The organism is Sphingobium sp. AP49, assembly GCF_000281715.2.
Lineage (GTDB): Bacteria > Pseudomonadota > Alphaproteobacteria > Sphingomonadales > Sphingomonadaceae > Sphingobium.
Window position 1 is genome coordinate 2,573,260 of record NZ_CP124576.1, and the last position, 16,032, is coordinate 2,589,291.

The 16,032-nt window shown below is 64.4% G+C and carries 15 protein-coding genes; 11 read left to right on the plus strand and 4 right to left on the minus strand.

Annotated elements, in window-relative coordinates; all coding sequences use genetic code 11:
* Positions 1-14: 14 nt before the first annotated feature.
* The gene (locus tag PMI04_RS12360) at positions 15-1,334 is read left to right on the plus strand and encodes an MFS transporter (protein ID WP_007707258.1); all 1,320 of its coding nucleotides are present in this window, start codon (positions 15-17) and stop codon (positions 1,332-1,334) included.
* Here the strand turns inward: PMI04_RS12360 and PMI04_RS12365 are convergent.
* Complete coding sequence (locus PMI04_RS12365) at positions 1,331-1,540, minus strand: hypothetical protein (protein WP_007707260.1); 210 nt, start codon at positions 1,538-1,540, stop codon at positions 1,331-1,333. The genes PMI04_RS12360 and PMI04_RS12365 overlap by 4 nt on opposite strands.
* Positions 1,541-1,648: 108 nt before the next feature.
* Between PMI04_RS12365 and PMI04_RS12370 the strand changes: the two genes are divergently transcribed.
* Together PMI04_RS12370 and PMI04_RS12375 are read left to right on the plus strand one after the other, a co-directional pair.
* Positions 1,649-3,718 carry a PBP1A family penicillin-binding protein gene (locus tag PMI04_RS12370; RefSeq protein ID WP_037485739.1) on the plus strand — a complete coding sequence of 690 codons (2,070 nt, stop codon included), beginning with the start codon at positions 1,649-1,651 and terminating at the stop codon, positions 3,716-3,718.
* Positions 3,719-3,837: 119 nt separating this feature from the next.
* Entirely contained in the window at positions 3,838-5,544 is a 1,707-nt protein-coding gene (locus PMI04_RS12375; protein WP_007707266.1) for an ATP-binding protein, read from the plus strand.
* Positions 5,545-5,553: 9 nt separating this feature from the next.
* On the opposite strand, the gene PMI04_RS12380 is transcribed toward PMI04_RS12375, so the two are convergent.
* The 3 genes from PMI04_RS12380 to PMI04_RS12390 form a co-directional block, all read right to left on the minus strand.
* Entirely contained in the window at positions 5,554-6,726 is a 1,173-nt protein-coding gene (locus PMI04_RS12380; RefSeq protein ID WP_007707269.1) for an NAD(P)/FAD-dependent oxidoreductase, read from the minus strand.
* Positions 6,726-7,181, minus strand: coding sequence for a YaiI/YqxD family protein (locus PMI04_RS12385; RefSeq protein ID WP_007707273.1), 456 nt, complete (start codon positions 7,179-7,181; stop codon positions 6,726-6,728). Before PMI04_RS12385 ends, PMI04_RS12380 begins: the two co-directional genes overlap by 1 nt.
* A gap of 99 nt (positions 7,182-7,280) precedes the next feature.
* Positions 7,281-8,267, minus strand: coding sequence for an aldo/keto reductase (locus PMI04_RS12390; RefSeq protein WP_007707276.1), 987 nt, complete (start codon positions 8,265-8,267; stop codon positions 7,281-7,283).
* A 99-nt stretch (positions 8,268-8,366) separates the two neighbouring features.
* On the opposite strand from PMI04_RS12390, the gene PMI04_RS12395 reads away from it, so the two are divergent.
* The 8 genes from PMI04_RS12395 to dxs are packed head-to-tail and all read left to right on the plus strand — an operon-like array spanning position 8,367 to position 15,912.
* A complete protein-coding gene (locus tag PMI04_RS12395) occupies positions 8,367-9,263 on the plus strand; it encodes a LysR family transcriptional regulator (protein WP_007707277.1) in 897 nt (298 codons plus the stop codon).
* 57 nt (positions 9,264-9,320) lie between these two features.
* Positions 9,321-9,743 carry an iron-sulfur cluster assembly scaffold protein gene (locus tag PMI04_RS12400; RefSeq protein WP_007707279.1) on the plus strand — a complete coding sequence of 141 codons (423 nt, stop codon included), beginning with the start codon at positions 9,321-9,323 and terminating at the stop codon, positions 9,741-9,743.
* Entirely contained in the window at positions 9,743-11,545 is a 1,803-nt protein-coding gene (locus tag PMI04_RS12405) for a cation:proton antiporter (protein WP_007707285.1), read from the plus strand. Before PMI04_RS12400 ends, PMI04_RS12405 begins: the two co-directional genes overlap by 1 nt.
* A complete protein-coding gene (locus tag PMI04_RS12410; RefSeq protein ID WP_007707288.1) occupies positions 11,542-11,871 on the plus strand; it encodes a DUF423 domain-containing protein in 330 nt (109 codons plus the stop codon). The genes PMI04_RS12405 and PMI04_RS12410 overlap by 4 nt, the downstream gene beginning before the upstream one ends.
* 44 nt (positions 11,872-11,915) lie before the next feature.
* Entirely contained in the window at positions 11,916-12,380 is a 465-nt protein-coding gene (locus tag PMI04_RS12415) for a transcriptional repressor (protein ID WP_007707290.1), read from the plus strand.
* Positions 12,381-12,390: 10 nt separating this feature from the next.
* Positions 12,391-12,960, plus strand: coding sequence for a nicotinamide riboside transporter PnuC (gene pnuC / locus PMI04_RS12420; RefSeq protein WP_007707292.1), 570 nt, complete (start codon positions 12,391-12,393; stop codon positions 12,958-12,960).
* The gene (locus tag PMI04_RS12425) at positions 12,957-13,979 is read left to right on the plus strand and encodes an AAA family ATPase (RefSeq protein WP_007707295.1); all 1,023 of its coding nucleotides are present in this window, start codon (positions 12,957-12,959) and stop codon (positions 13,977-13,979) included. The genes pnuC and PMI04_RS12425 overlap by 4 nt, the downstream gene beginning before the upstream one ends.
* 10 nt (positions 13,980-13,989) lie before the next feature.
* Positions 13,990-15,912, plus strand: coding sequence for a 1-deoxy-D-xylulose-5-phosphate synthase (gene dxs / locus PMI04_RS12430; protein ID WP_007707298.1), 1,923 nt, complete (start codon positions 13,990-13,992; stop codon positions 15,910-15,912).
* Positions 15,913-16,032 lie beyond the last annotated feature (120 nt).

The following is a 16,032-nucleotide window of genomic DNA, read 5'->3' on the forward strand; positions in this document are numbered from 1 at the left end:
GCCTATAAGCGGATATGCAAGCCTCACTCAGGCTCCTCAACAAGCGACGTTTCCTGCCGCTTTTCATCACCCAGCTCCTTGGCGCATTCAACGATAACCTGTTCAAGAATGCCATGGTGCTGTTCGTCGTATACCAGGTGTATAATGACGAACGGTCGGAAACCTGGTTCAGCGCGCTGGCGACGGGCATCTTCATCATCCCGTTCTTCCTGCTGTCGGCCCTTTCGGGTCAGCTGGCGGACCAGCGCGACAAGGCGATCATCATCCGCTGGGTGAAGGCTGCAGAAATTGTCATCATGACGATCGGCGCGACCGGTCTTGCCCTGATCTGGAGCGGGGTCGCCATCCATACGCTGGCCATCCCCCTGCTGCTCGCCGCCCTGTTCGCCATGGGCATACACTCGACCTTCTTCGGCCCTATCAAATATGCGATCCTGCCCCAGCATCTGCACGACGACGAAGTGCTGGGCGGCACTGGCCTGGTCGAGGCCGGTACCTATATCGCCATCCTCGCCGGCACGATCCTTGCTGGCATCATTCCGATCGAGGCGGCAGCGATCGGCGTAGTGGCCACCGCCTGCATTGGCTATCTGGCCGGCCGCGCGGTGCCGCCAGCCCCGTCCCTGCTGGAAGCGCAGCCGATCGATTTCCACGTCATTCGCTCATCCATCAAGCTCGTCCGTGGCACGATGCACATACCCCGCCTCTATCTGGCGATCATGTCGATCAGCTTTTTCTGGGCGGTCGGCGCCGTGCTTTTCATCCAGTTTCCACCATTGGTGAAGAATGTCCTCACCGCAGACAAATCGGTCGCCAGCCTGTTCCTCGCCATATTCTCGATCGGCATCGCCATCGGGTCGGTCGCGATCAACAGGCTGCTGGCCGGCCATGTTTCGGCCAAATATGCCCCTGCCTCGGTGATTGGCATGGGCCTGTTCATCATCGCCTTCCACATCGTATGCGACCTGTGGACGCCGGCACCGAACGGCCAGATGCTGCCGCTGGCCGGCTTCCTATCGCATCCGCTGGCCATACCCCTATCCATCTGCTTGCTGGGCGTGGCCACCTTCGGCGGCATGTTCGTCGTACCGCTCTATGCCTTTCTCACCACCACGGTGGAAAAATGCGAAGCGGCCCGGACCGTGGCAGCCAACAACATCGTTAATTCCGGGGCCATGGTGCTAGGCTCGTTGATCGCGATCGGCCTGACCCTTGCGGGCATGCCTGTGGTGCATCAGCTGCTGCTGGTCGCCGCGATGTGCCTGCCCTGCGCATGGCTCGCCTGGCGGCTGCACTGCGCCTGCGACGGGAGCCATTGCGAGCCGGCAGCTTAGAAGATGAAGCTGTAGAAGGCCGTAAAAAAGGCCGAAAAGCTCAACACGAACAATTTCCAGTCATTATCGTCAGAAACGGGATCCGCGCGCCAGCGACGGCGGCGGGCCGGCTTGTCTTCCACGACCTGAAACACATGGCGCGGCAGGCGCTGGCGGAAGGGGTGACGGGCACCCTCGTTGGTGAGGACAAGGACTCGGTTTCGCATGACGATTGGTTAACGCATTATTTACCATTAGGGCCATGCCCAATCTGCGCTAATCTTTGCCTGTCCCGACACGGGACAGGCTTGACTGTGTCACAACCACAATACAGCATGACCGGACCGATGACCGAACAGCAATCCCCTATCCCGTCTGCACCCGCCCTGCCGGAGGAAAACCGTCCATTCGGCGCCGGACCGCCCAGTGCGTTCGCGCCGCCGACGCCCTGGCGCCGCCGGTTGCAGATTCTGGGCTGGATCGTGGCGGCGGGTCTGGCCGTGCTCATGCTTCTGATCGCCTGGCTGGCTGTCACAGCCCCCATGTCGCGCTCGCTCCAGCCGATTGCCCCCCCCAGCATCAGCCTGATGTCGGCGGATGGACATCTGATTGCCAGACGGGGTGCCATCATCGACAAGCCGGTGACGATCGCCGCCCTGCCCCCACATGTGCCGCAGGCCTTCATGGCGATCGAGGATCGGCGCTTTTACAGCCATTGGGGCGTGGACCCGCGCGGAATTGCCCGCGCCATGTGGCACAATATCTGGTCGAACGGCTCCTCTCAGGGGGGCAGTACCATCACCCAGCAGCTGGCCAAGGGCGTCTTCCTGTCCAGCGACCGCACCTTTGGCCGCAAGGCGCGCGAGGCTCTGATCGCGGTCTGGCTCGAAGCCTGGCTGACCAAGGACCAGATATTGGAACGCTATCTGTCGAACGTCTATTTCGGCGACAATGTCTATGGTTTGCGCGCGGCGTCCCTTCACTATTTCGATCGCCAGCCCGAACGGCTGACCATCCCCCAGGCAGCGATGCTGGCAGGATTGCTCAAGGCGCCCTCGCGCCTGGCGCCGACCAGCAACCTCAAGGGCGCGCGTGCGCGCGCCGCCCTGGTCACCCAGGCGATGGTCGAGGCAGGCTATATCACCAAGGCCCAGCGCGACATATTGCCGCCCGCCCGGCTCGACGTTCGCGAGACACCCGATGCCACCACCGGCACCTATTTCGCCGACTGGGTGCTATCCCAGGCACGCGATCGTGCCGGCGCGGTCTACGGCGCACAGCAAGTCGCGACGACCCTCGACTGGCGGATCCAGCGCCTCGCGGAAGCCGCGATCCGCCGGGCACCGCTTGGCCGCGCACAAGCCGCACTGGTCGCCATGAAGCCCGACGGCAGCGTCGTCGCCATGGTCGGCGGCAGGGATTATGGCGAAAGCAGCTTCAATCGTGCCGTCCAGGCGCGTCGTCAGCCCGGCTCCACCTTCAAGCTGTTCGTCTATCTAGCCGCTTTCCGCGCCGGCATGACCCCGGACGACATGATCGATGACACCCCGATCACCACCGGAACCTATCGGCCGGCCAATCATGGTGGCAAATATCGGGGCAGGATCACGCTGCGCCAGGCCTTTGCCGCATCCAGCAACGTCGCGGCCGTGCGGCTGACGCAGAAGGTCGGCGTCGACAATGTCATCAAGGTCGCCCGCGACCTTGGCATCACCGCCCCGCTGACGGAAGATTTGAGCCTGGCCCTGGGCACGTCCGAAATCCCGCTGGTGGAATTGGCCGAAGCCTATGCCGCCGTCGCGGCGGGCGCCTATCCGGTCCTGGCCCATGGGTTGCCGCCCGAAGAACAGGGCTGGTTCGACCGGCTGATGAAGCGCCAGCGCCATTTCAGCGACGATCAACTGGACATGATCCGCGACCTGCTATCCTCCGCCGCCAATCGCGGCACCGGCAGCGCCGCCGCGCTGCGCACCAGCACCTTCGGCAAGACCGGTACGACCCAGGACAGCCGCGATGCCATCTTCGTCGGCTATGCCGGCGGGATCGTCACCGCCGTATGGATCGGCAATGACGATAATGCCCCTCTGCCCGGCGGCGCGGCCGGCGGTGGCGTACCGGCGAGAATCTGGCGCAACTTCATGGCGGGCGCGATTAACGAACCGGTCGAAAAGGTACCCGATGCCGAGCAGGATCCCGATCTCGTCAATGCCATCGCCAATGTCAGCGTCGAAACCAATATCGGCAATGTCGGCCTGGGTATCGATGAAGGGGGCATGACCGTCAATATTGGCGGCGGCCAGATTCGCCTTCCGGTGGTCCAGCCCCCCGCGCAACCGGTAATCACGCCACCGCCCCGCGCAACCGGCCCAACCCAGCCACCCGAAGGCGATAGCCCCGGACCTTAAGCACTTCAGCAGCGCGCAGCCTCTCTACAGGTCGACTTATAAGCCGTTGGTCATAGGGATTTTCCTTGGACCATCTTCGATGATATAAAGCGGCAATAATTCCGATACAGAGGTCGCGAATGGACAGGGGATTGGAAAGCGAGCGCAGCGCCGCGCAACGGGCCTTGGCCGCCCGATGGAGCATCGCTGCCGAAGCCATGGAAGCCCTGGCCGGCGCCCGGTCGCGTGATGCCGTCATCAACGTGCTACGCGCCTTCGCCCGGCGCGCCGTGGGCGCGGACGGGATTGCCGTGGTCCTGCGCGAAGGCGATCAATGCCATTATATCGCCGAAGACTCGATGGAGCCGCTTTGGGCGGGGCAGCGTTTCCCGGCAGAAACCTGCGTATCGGGTTGGGCGATGCTGAACCGCCAGACGGCCGTCATTCCGGATATATTCGACGATCCACGGGTTCCCGTGCAGGCGTATAGCGAAACATTCGTGCGCAGCATGCTGATGGTGCCGATCGGGCGCATCGAGCCTGCCGCTGCCGTCGGGGCCTATTGGTCAGAGCCGTGCCAGCCGACCGACAATGAAATCGCCTTGCTGGAGGCCTTGGCGCGGGCCGCATCGACGGCCCTCGAAAATGGCCGACTTTTCGAGGCGCTCGAAGCCTTGAACGGTCAGCTCGAACAGCGCGTCCGCGAGCGGACCGACGAACTGGAACGATCGCAGGACGTGGTGCGACAGATCCAGAAGATGGAGGTTCTGGGCCAATTGACGGGCCATGTTGCCCATGATTTCAATAATCTGCTGACGCCCATCATCGGCGCACTTGACCTGATGATATCGGGCGGCGCGCCCCATAGCGTCGGCAAGACCGCCGCGATTGCCATGCAGGCCGCTGAAACCGCCCAGACCCTGGTAGGCCGGTTGCTCGCTTTCGGCCGGCGCCAGCCGCTCCAACCAACCGCAATCGACCTTACCACCCTGCTCGCCGGCATGCGCGGGCTGCTCGCCAGCACCCTGGGGCCGCGCATTGCCCTGTCGATCGACCTGCCGCCATCGCTACCGCCGGTGCGGGCAGACGGACATCAACTCGAACTGGCGATCCTCAATCTTGTCGTCAACGCGCGGGATGCCATGCCCGACGGCGGTGCCCTCACCCTGTCGGCCGGCGTCCGCCATACCCAGCTTCCCGCCCCGCTGGCCGATGGCCGGTACGTCTGCTTCACCATCTCAGATACGGGCATCGGCATGACCCCAACCGTCAAGGCAGCGGCAATGGAGCCCTTTTTCACGACCAAGCCAGCGGGGCATGGTACCGGCCTTGGCCTGTCCATGGCGCATGGACTCGCGGGCCAACTCGGCGGAACGCTGGAAATTGACAGCGAAGTCGGAAAGGGCACACAGATCCAGGTCTGGCTTCCGGCAGACCGGCCCAGACGGGTCTTTGTCGATCCGCCCGCCCATGCTGCGCCTGTCGAGGTCCTTCGGGGCAAGGTTCTGCTGGTGGACGACAACGCGCTCGTTCGGAATGCCACACGCGAAATGCTGGCCGACATGGGCTTCGACGTGGTCGATATCGATCATGCCGAACTGGCAATCAGCATGATCGACGCCGGCTATCGCCCCGATATCGTGATAACCGATCACATCATGCCGGGCATGACCGGTGCCGAACTGGCATTGCGCCTGCGCGCAGATCATCCCGACATCGCGCTGCTGATCATCTCAGGCTATGAAGGGATCGACTTGGTTGCGCCGGATATCGTCCGCCTGTCCAAACCATTCCGACGACAGCATCTGCAGGCCAGCATCGCGGCCGCACGCGCCCAGACGGCCTGACATAAAGGGCTACAACGCCTGGCCCGCTGACCATCCACTGGCCCAGGCCCATTGGAAATTATAGCCGCCCAGCCATCCGGTGACATCCACCGCCTCGCCGATGGCATATAATCCGGGCATCTTGGCCGCCTCCATCGTCCGTGATGACAGACCAGCGGTCGCGATGCCGCCAACCGTCACCTCTGCCTTGGCATAGCCTTCGGTTCCCGAAGGCGTGAAGGGCCAGCCCTTCAACCGCTCGCCGGCCTGGCGCAGTTGCTTGTCCGTCAGACTGCCCAATTCCCCCTGAGTACCGATCCGCTCCAGCAGCGCATCGACCAGCCGTTCGGGCAGGACATCGGTCAATGTCCGCCGCAGACCGGTGCGGGGGCGCGCGCGCTTCTCGTCCAGCAACCAGTCGGGCTTCCGGTCCGGCAGGAAATCGACCTGGATCGCGGTACGATGCTGCCAATAGGACGATATTTGCAGCATCGCCGGCCCCGACAGTCCGCGATGGGTGAACAGGGCCGCCTCGCGAAAGCGTGCCTTGTTCCAGCGCACCTCGACCTCGGCCGACACGCCCGATAGCGACTGAAACAACGCATCCTCGCCGCCCAGTGTAAAGGGCACCAGCGCAGGGCGCGGCTGGACAATGGACAGACCGAAATGTCGGGCGACATCATAGGCAAAGCCGCTGGCCCCCATTTTGGGGATCGACGGTCCTCCGGTCGCCAGCACGAGTGCGGGTACCATATGGGTCTGCCCGCCCGTCGTCACCCGGTAACGCCCGTCGCCATGGGTGACGTCCTCCACGGATTGCCCCAGCATCATCGTCACATTGCCGGCAGCACATTCTTCGAGCAGCATCGCCACGATCTGTTTGGCCGAGCCATCGCAGAAGAGCTGACCCAGCGTCTTTTCGTGCCAGGCGATCCCATAGCGATCGACCAGGGCGATAAAGTCCTGCGCTGTGTAGCGCCCCAGGGCCGATTTCGCGAAATGGGGGTTGGCCGAAAGATAACGGTCAGCGGCGGTATGGATGTTGGTGAAATTGCACCGCCCCCCACCGGAAATCAGGATCTTCTTGCCCGGCGCATCGGCATGGTCGACCAGCAAGACCCGGCGGCCGCGTTGACCGGCTATCGCCGCGCACATCATGCCGGCGGCGCCAGCGCCCAGAATTATCGCGTCATATTCTGCCATTACCGCCCCCGCTTCAGTCGAACAACCGCTTCGTCCAGGGAAGACAGGAAACGGGATCGATCGGCCTTGGAGAAAGGCGGCGGGCCACCGATCGGATCGCCCATCGCCCCGGCCCGCAGGTCCGCCATGATCGCGCGCACGGCGATGGCGCTGCCGATCGAGGCGCTGGTGAAGGGCTTGCCATTGGGCGCGATCACGCTTGCCCCGGCCTTGAGGCAGCGATCGGCGAGCAGGATGTCGGCGGTGATGCACAGCGTATCGGCACCGGCGCGCTCGGCGATCCAGTCGTCGGCCGCGTCAAAGCCGTCGCTCACCACCACGCGGTCGATCAGTTCATGCGCCGGAATGCGGATCGGGCTGTTGCTGACGATGGTGACCGGCACGCCATGGCGGAAGGCAACCTTGTAGATTTCCTCCTTCACCGGGCAGGCGTCGGCATCGACCAATATGTGCATCGCCGCGCTGTCCCTTCGTTCCGGCCGTTCGCGGCGGCGATAGGCGGACAGGGACCAACGTGCAATGGGCCGGGATATTAGCCCCGGCCCATCCTGTTCTCAGCGCCCGACGATTTCGAGCAGATGCGGCGGGTAGCGCTCGCCCTCGACCGGGATGGCGTCGGCCGCTGCACGAATCCGGGTCAGGTCGGCATCGGTCAGTTCGACCTTGGCCGCGCCCAGATTTTCCTCCAGCCGGTGCAGCTTGGTGGTGCCGGGAATCGGCACGATCCAGGGCTTTTGCGCCAGCAGCCAGGCGATCGCGATCTGCGCCGGGGTCGCGTCCTTCTCGGCCGCGATGCCCTTGAGCAGGTCGACCAGCGCCAGGTTCTTCTCGCGCGCCTCGGCCGCGAAGCGCGGCAGGCTATTGCGGAAATCGCCCTCGACCAGCGCCGTATCCTTGCCGATCGCGCCGGTCAGGAAACCCTTGCCGAGCGGGCTATAGGGCACGAAGCCGATGCCAAGCTCCTCGCAGGTTTCAAGGATGCCGTTGGTTTCCGGGCCGCGGGTCCAGAGCGAATATTCATTCTGGAGCGCGGCGACCGGCTGCACCGCATGGGCGCGACGGACGGTCGCGGCCGATGGTTCAGACAGGCCGAAATGCCTGACCTTGCCCTCGGCGATCAGATCCTTGACCGTACCCGCCACGTCCTCGATCGGCACGGCCGGATCGACGCGATGCTGATAGAAGAGATCGATCGCCTCGACACCCAGCCGCTTGAGCGAGGCGTCGGCCACCGCCCGGATATTGTCCGGCCGGCTGTTGAGCGCACCAAGGCCGGCGCCGATATCGAAGCCGAACTTGGTGGCGATCACCACCTGGTCGCGCACCGGCGCCAGCGCCGCGCCGACCATTTCCTCGTTGGTATAGGGGCCATAGACCTCCGCCGTGTCGAAGAAGGTGACACCGAAGTCGACAGCCGCACGGATCAATTTGATCCCTTCATCCTGGCTGACGGCGGTGCCATAGCCAAAATTGAGGCCCATGCAGCCCAGGCCAATGGCTGAAACCTCCAGCCCGCTCTTGCCCAAAAGTCGCTTTTCCATGGCAGTCACTCCGATTTGATGTCTGAACGGAAGATAGGCTGTCGCCAAGCGACGGATTAGATCATAAAAGCGGCAAGGCTTTATATTCGGAGTTCATGAATGCGGCGCGAAGAGCTGGTCGACCTCAACGCTTTCCTGATGGTCGCCAACACCGGCAATTTCACCCGCGCGGCCGCGCTACTCGGCACGTCGCAATCCGCGCTCAGCCATACCATAAGACGGCTGGAAACGCGCCTCGGCGTGCGCCTGCTGACCCGCACCACGCGCAGCGTCTCCCTGACCGAGGCCGGCGATCGCCTGTCCGCCACGCTGCGTCCGGCGCTCGACAGCATCGCAACCGAACTCGCGTCGCTGGGCGACCTGCGCGAACGACCGGCCGGCACCATCCGCATCACCGCTGCCGAACATGCCAGCAACACCATCGTCTGGCCAGCACTGCAGAGGCTGTTGCCGCGCTATCCCGACATCCATGTCGAACTCAGCATCGATTCCGGTTTCGTCGACATCGTCAAGGAACGGTTCGACGCTGGCGTGCGCCTCGGCGAAGCCATCGCCAAGGATATGGTGGCAGTGCGCATCGGTCCGGACCTGCGCATGATCGTGGTTGGCGCGCCCAGCTATTTCGCAAGCCGCCCCGTGCCGCGAACCCCACAGGATCTGGCCGCTCATGACTGCATCAACCTGCGCCTGCGCAGTGCCGGTGGTCTTTATGCCTGGGAACTGGAGAAGGACGGCCACGAAATCCGGGTGCGGGTGGAGGGCCAACTGGCCTTCAACAGCATCGAAATGATCCGCCGCGCCGCGCTCGCCGGCTTTGGCCTCGCATTCGTAATGGAGGACCAGGTCCGGGCCGACATTGACGCGCGGCGGCTGGTCCCGGTGCTGGAGGACTGGTGCCCGCCCTTTGCTGGCTATCATCTCTATTATCCCAGCCGCCGCCAGCCCGCCGCCGCCTTCAGTATCTTTGTGGATGCGCTGCGCTATCGTGGTCCCTAGAGCCTAGGCCATTTTGCCGCCTTCTCCCGACGCGATAACTGTCCTACATGGGGAATAATGAGCGCATCCCTCTACAATAACGACATTCTTCGCCTGGCGGCGAGTATCCCGCATCATCAGCGGCTGGCCGATCCGCAGGCGAGCGTCGAGAAGCGGTCGCCGACCTGCGGCTCGCGCATCACCGCTGATGTACGCATGGCAGACGGCAAGCTGGCCGCAATGGGTCTGGACGTTAAGGCCTGCGCGCTGGGACAGGCCTCTGCCGCGCTGATGGCAGCCCAGGCGATCGGCCTCACTGCCGAGGAACTGGCAGAGGCGCGCGACAAGCTGACCGCCTATCTGTCGGGCGAGAGCGAGGATCTGGACTTCTGGCCCGGTCTTGCCGTGCTCGCCCCTGCCCGCGCCTATCCCGCCCGCCATCCCTCGATCCGTTTAGGCTTCGAGGCGATCGCGGAAGCCGCGCGGATGGCAGACGCCTGATGCCGGTCGCCGACGCCGCCAGTTCCGCCACCGACGTTCTTCTGTCCGAAGGCGTGATCCTGCTCGGGGTCGCCGTCTTCTTCGTCCTGCTGTTCCGCCGGTTCGGCCTGGGTGCCGTGCTCGGCTATCTGGTCGCTGGCGCGCTGGTCGGACCGCAGGGCCTGGGCCTGGTCGGCGGCGCCGAATCGAAACTGGCGATCGCCGAGATCGGCATCGTCCTGCTGCTGTTCCTGGTCGGGCTCGAACTCCACCCCGCCCGGCTCTGGCGACTGAAGCGCGACATCTTCGCCCTCGGCCTGGCACAAGTCGTGACCTGCGGCCTCGCCCTCACTGCCATCATCTTCTATTCGACCGGTTTCACCTGGGGGGCCGCGATCGCCCTCGGCCTGCCGCTCGCCCTGTCCTCGACCGCACAGGTATTGCCCAGTCTCAAGAGCAGCGGCCGCATCAATTCGCCCTTCGGCGAGAAGGTCTTTTCGATCCTGCTGTTCCAGGATCTCTCGATCGTCCCACTGATCACGATCGTCGCGGCCCTGTCGCGCAACCCGGCTGATGCTGCCGGTCCGCCCGGATGGATATTGGCCGGTTATACCGTTGCCGCCATTGTCGGGCTCGTGCTCGCAGGCCGTTTCATCCTGCGCCCCTTGCTCAACCTTGTCGGACGCCAGGGCGATCGCGAGTTGTTCGTCGTCGTGGGCCTGTTCACCGTGCTGGCCGCCGCCGCGCTGATGCACGATCTCCACCTGTCGACGGCGCTCGGGGCCTTCGTCGCCGGCGTCATGCTCGCCGATTCGCCTTATCGGCACGAAATCGAATCCGATGTCGAGCCGTTCCGCTCCATCCTGCTCGGCCTCTTCTTCCTGGCCGTCGGGATGGTGCTGGACCTGCGCGCCGTCGCCGCCAATCCGCTGTTCGTCATCGGCATGGCGGCGATGCTCGTCGCGACCAAGGCGGCGATCATCACCCTGCTCGCCCGGCTGTTCGGCATGGCCTGGCAACAGGCATTGAGCGCCGGCCTGCTACTCTCGCAAGGGGGCGAATTCGGCTTCGTCCTCTTCGCCCAGGCGCAAAATGCCTATCTGATCGCGCCGCAGGGAGCGAGCCTGTTCAGTGCAATCGTCACCTTCTCGATGGCGACGACCCCCTTCCTGATGCTGTTCGCCCGCCGGTTCGAGTTCGCGCCGCCCAAGAATCGCGACGATCTGTCCGGGCCGGAGGATGCGCCCCGCGGCACCGCAATCATCGTGGGCTATGGCCGTTTTGGCCAGACCGTGGCGCAGATGTTGATGGGTCATGGCTTCGGCGTCGTGCTGATCGACAAGAAGCCCGCCCAGATCGAGGTATCGAGCCGCTTCGACATGAAGGTCTATTATGGCGATGGCACCCGCATCGATCTGCTCCATCGCGCCGGCGCCGACGAGGCTCGACTAATTGCCTTCTGCATCGACGATCCGTCACTGGACAAGCGCGTGCTCCAGCCGATCGCGGAAGCTTTCCCGCAGGCCGCGCTGATGGCGCGCGTGTTCGACCGGCGCCAGTTGCTGGCGATGCAGGATATCGACCTGGCCGGCGTGGTGCGCGAAGTGTTTGAATCCGCCATCTGCATGGGGGTGCAGGCGATGCAGACGCTGGGCGTACCCCCGGAAGAGGTCGAGGAGGTCGAACGCCAATATCGTGAGAATGACGGCCAGCGTCTCGCCCTGCAGATCGAGCATGGCAATCTGCTGGCGGCGAAGGACCTGATGTATCGCCCCGGCCGGGGCATGCGTCTGCGCGCGCGCGGCGATGGAGAACAAGCATGATAGCCGTTTTTGCCGCATTGTCCGCCGCCCTCGCCATCGCGGCCGGGGCCTTTGGCGCCCATGGCGCATCCAGCCCGCAGGCGGCCGAATGGCTGCGCACCGGCGGCCTCTATCAACTGATCCATGCGGTCGCCGCCCTGGCCGTCGTCGGCGTCGCACGCGGCGCGGCGGTGCTGCTGCTGATCGGCGCGGCGATCTTTGCCGCCACCCTCTATGCCATGGCGCTGGGCTGCCCGCGCTGGCTGGGCGCAATCACGCCGATCGGCGGCCTGCTGATGATCGGCGGCTGGATCTGGGCTGCCTTCAACTACTGGCAGCGGAGCTGACCCGGCCACTTGCCGCCGCACGGGGAGACGCCTAGATAATCGCCATGGCAGACCATAAGCATCATCATCACGAACCCACCGGCACGAAACTGGCCGACGCTGCGCAGGCGACGCTGGAGGCGAAGGATGAGCAATGGACGCCGATGCGCGCCGCCATCTTCGACGCGCTGGCAGCCGAGGAAAAGCCGGCATCGGCCTATGACATTGCCGACACCGTGTCGAAGGCACGCGGCAAGCGGGTTGCGCCCAACAGCGTCTATCGCATCCTCGACCTGTTCGTGGCGAACAATATCGCGATGCGGGTCGAAAGCGCCAATGCCTATATCGCCAATGCGCATCCCGGCTGCCACCATGACTGCATCTTCCTGGTTTGCGACAGCTGCGGACAGGTGACGCATATCGATAATGATCCGATCACCGGTTCCCTGCGATCGGTGGCGGAGAAAGCGGGCTTCGTGCCGGTGCGTCCGGTGATCGAGGTGCGCGGCACTTGCAGCGCTTGCCACTGACCGGCAGTCCATGACCATCATCGAATGGGTCGCAGCTGCGCTGGGCCTCATCAATGTCGTACTGGTGGCGCGGCGTTCGCTGTGGAACTACCCCTTCGGCATCGCGATGGTAGCGCTCTATTTCTTCGTCTTTTTCGACGCCAGGCTCTACAGCGACGCGCTGCTGCAGATCTTCTTCCTCATCATCAATGCCTATGGCTGGTGGAACTGGGTACATAGCGAGAAGGTCGCCGATGGCGGCATCGCGATCGCGCGTCTCAGCGCTTCCGCCCGTCTCGCCTGGATCGCCGGCACGGCGCTTGCCAGCCTGGCCTGGGGCATGGGCATGGCGGACTTTACCGATGCCGCTGCCCCCTTTGCCGACGCCACCATCGCCGGCATGAGCGTCACCGCCCAAATCCTGCAGTCGCAGCGCAAGGTGGAAAGCTGGGTGCTGTGGGTCGCGGTCGATGCCCTCGCCACCGGCCTTTTCTGGAGCCGGGGCCTGATCGCGACTTCCGTGCTGTACGCCGTCTTTTTCTTCATCGCGCTGTGGGGCCTGGCCGCCTGGCGCCGAACCATGGATCAGCGCCCGGCATGACGCGCGGCTTCCTTCTCGGCAAGTTCATGCCGCCCCATGCCGGCCACCAGATGCTGATCGATAGCGCGCGGGCCATGGTCGATGAACTGACCATCCTGGTCTGCTGGCTGCCGGACGATCCCATCCCGGGGCCATTGCGGCTGCAATGGATGCGTGAGCTGGCACCGGACTGCCGCATCGTTGGTCATGACGCCATCGTCCCACAGGCGCCGGAAGACTCTCCCGATTTCTGGTCGATCTGGCGCGCCATCGTGACGCAAGCCCATCCCGAGCCGATCGACATGCTGTTCGCCGGAGAGGATTATGGCCGGCGGCTGGCGCAGGAGGTGGGCGGCTATTTCGTGCCATTGGGCGCCCGGATATTGGATGCCGATCATGACGGTTTGGGCGGCCTGTCCGCCAGCGCCGTACGGGCCGATCCCTGGGGCCAGTGGCGCTGGCTTGCACCGCCAGTGCGTGCACATTTTACCCGGACCATCGTGTTGCACGGCGTTGAAAGCACCGGCAAGTCCGTCCTGGCGGAACGACTCGCCCGGCATTTCGACACCATCTGGGTTCCCGAATATGGTCGTGCCCAGGCCGAAGTTCACAGTGTCGATATGGGCGAGGCCGACCTGCTGCTGATCGGCGCGGCACAGAGCGCGACGATCGCAGCGGGCAGGCGGCTGGCGAACCGCCGCCTCTTTGCCGACACCGATGCGCTGATGACGGCGGCCTGGTCGGAAATGATGATCGGCCATGTGCCCGATCCGCTGATCGCCTATCCCAAGGCAGACCTCTATCTGCTGCTGGAGCCCGACGTCGCCTGGATCGACGATGGCACCCGCATCTATGGCGACGATTCGCAGCGGGCACATTTCGCCCGGATCAGCCGTTCCATGCTCGAAAGCACGGGCGTGAACTGGGCTTCGGTCGGCGGGGATTGGAACATGCGTTTCGACCGGGCCGTTTCCCTTATTGAAGATTTGGCGCCGCCCGGCATGACGTCAGGGTTCGACTTGGCGCAGGAAAACGAGTAGGCAGTTCCCCATGTCCAATCCGTCCACGCCGTTGCTCGATACCGTCCATACCCCCACCGACCTGCGCGCCCTGCAGCCCGATCAGCTACGCCAGCTGGCCGATGAGCTGCGCGACGAAACCATCGCGGCGGTTGGCGTTACCGGCGGCCATCTCGGGTCCGGCCTGGGCGTCGTGGAATTGACGACCGCAATCCATTATGTGTTCGATACGCCCAACGACAAGCTGATCTGGGACGTTGGTCACCAATGCTATCCGCATAAAATCCTGACCGGACGGCGCGATCGCATCCGGACCCTGCGCCAGGGCGGCGGCCTCAGCGGCTTCACCAAGCGCACCGAATCCGAATATGATCCGTTCGGCGCAGCGCACAGCTCGACCTCGATCAGCGCGGCGCTGGGCTTTGCCGTCGCCAACAAGATGCAGGGCAAGCCGGGCAAGGCGATCGCGGTGATTGGCGATGGCGCCATGTCGGCCGGCATGGCCTATGAGGCGATGAACAACGCCCAGGAAGCAGGCAATCGCCTGGTCGTCATCCTCAACGATAATGACATGTCGATCGCGCCGCCGGTCGGCGGCCTGTCCGCCTATCTCGCCCGCCTGGTGTCGAGCCGCGAATTTCTGGGCCTGCGCGACCTCGCGAAGCGACTGGCGCGCAAGCTGCCCCGGCCATTGCACAAGGCGGCCAAGAAGACCGACGAATTCGCCCGCGGCATGGCGATGGGCGGCACCCTGTTCGAGGAATTGGGCTTTTATTATGTCGGGCCGGTCGACGGCCATAATCTCGACCAGTTGATCCCCGTGCTGGAAAATGTGCGCGACAATGCCGAAGGGCCGGTGTTGATCCACGTCGTCACCCAGAAGGGCAAGGGCTATGCCCCGGCCGAGGCGGCGGCCGACAAATATCATGGCGTGCAGAAATTCGACGTCATCACCGGCACCCAGGCAAAGGCGCCTCCGGGGCCGCCAAGCTACACCAATGTCTTCGCCCAGGCGCTGATTGCCGAAGCGCAGCGCGATCCGCGCTTGTGCGCGATCACCGCCGCCATGCCGTCGGGCACCGGTCTCGACAAGTTTGAACTGGCCTTCCCGGATCGGACGTTCGACGTCGGCATCGCCGAACAGCATGCGGTGACCTTCGCCGCCGGCCTTGCGGCCCAGGGGATGCGTCCCTTCTGCGCCATCTATTCGACCTTCCTGCAGCGCGCCTATGACCAGGTCGTGCATGATGTCGCGATCCAGAACCTGCCGGTGCGCTTCGCGATCGACCGGGCCGGGCTGGTCGGCGCTGACGGCTCCACCCATGCCGGCAGTTTCGATGTCACCTATCTCGCCAGCCTGCCCAATTTCGTGGTCATGGCCGCCGCCGACGAGGCGGAACTGGTCCATATGGTCCATACCTGCGCCACGCATGACAGCGGCCCGATCGCGGTGCGCTACCCGCGCGGCAACGGCACCGGCGTGGCCATGCCCAAAATTCCCGAGGCCCTGCCGATCGGCAAGGGCCGCATCCTGCGCGAAGGACGCCAGGTCGCGATCCTGTCGCTTGGCACCCGGCTTGAGGAAGCGATCAAGGCGGCGGACATGCTGGAGACCAAGGGGCTGTCGGCCTCGGTCGTCGATCTGCGCTTTGCCAAGCCGCTGGACGAAGCGCTGATCCGCCGGATGCTGACCACCCACGAAGTGGCGGTGACGATCGAGGAAGGGGCGATCGGTGGCCTTGGCGCCCATGTCCTGACCCTGGCGAGCGACCTTGGCCTTACCGACGCGGGACTCAAGATTCGCACCCTGCGCCTGCCAGACATCTTCCAGGATCAGGATAAACCCGAAAAGCAATATGCCGACGCACGCCTTGATGCCGATGCGATCGTCGACACCGTATTGACGGCCCTGCGCCATAATAGTGCAGGCATCGGCGCCGAGGCGCGGGCCTGAGCGACGACGCCACTAGGGACTGATACTGATCGGGATCAGAGTGGACGCCACGCACGACTTGGCATAGCCTGAACGCCCGCATCCAGCAGGATCGCGGCCTGGAGGGCAGCCATTTGGGCA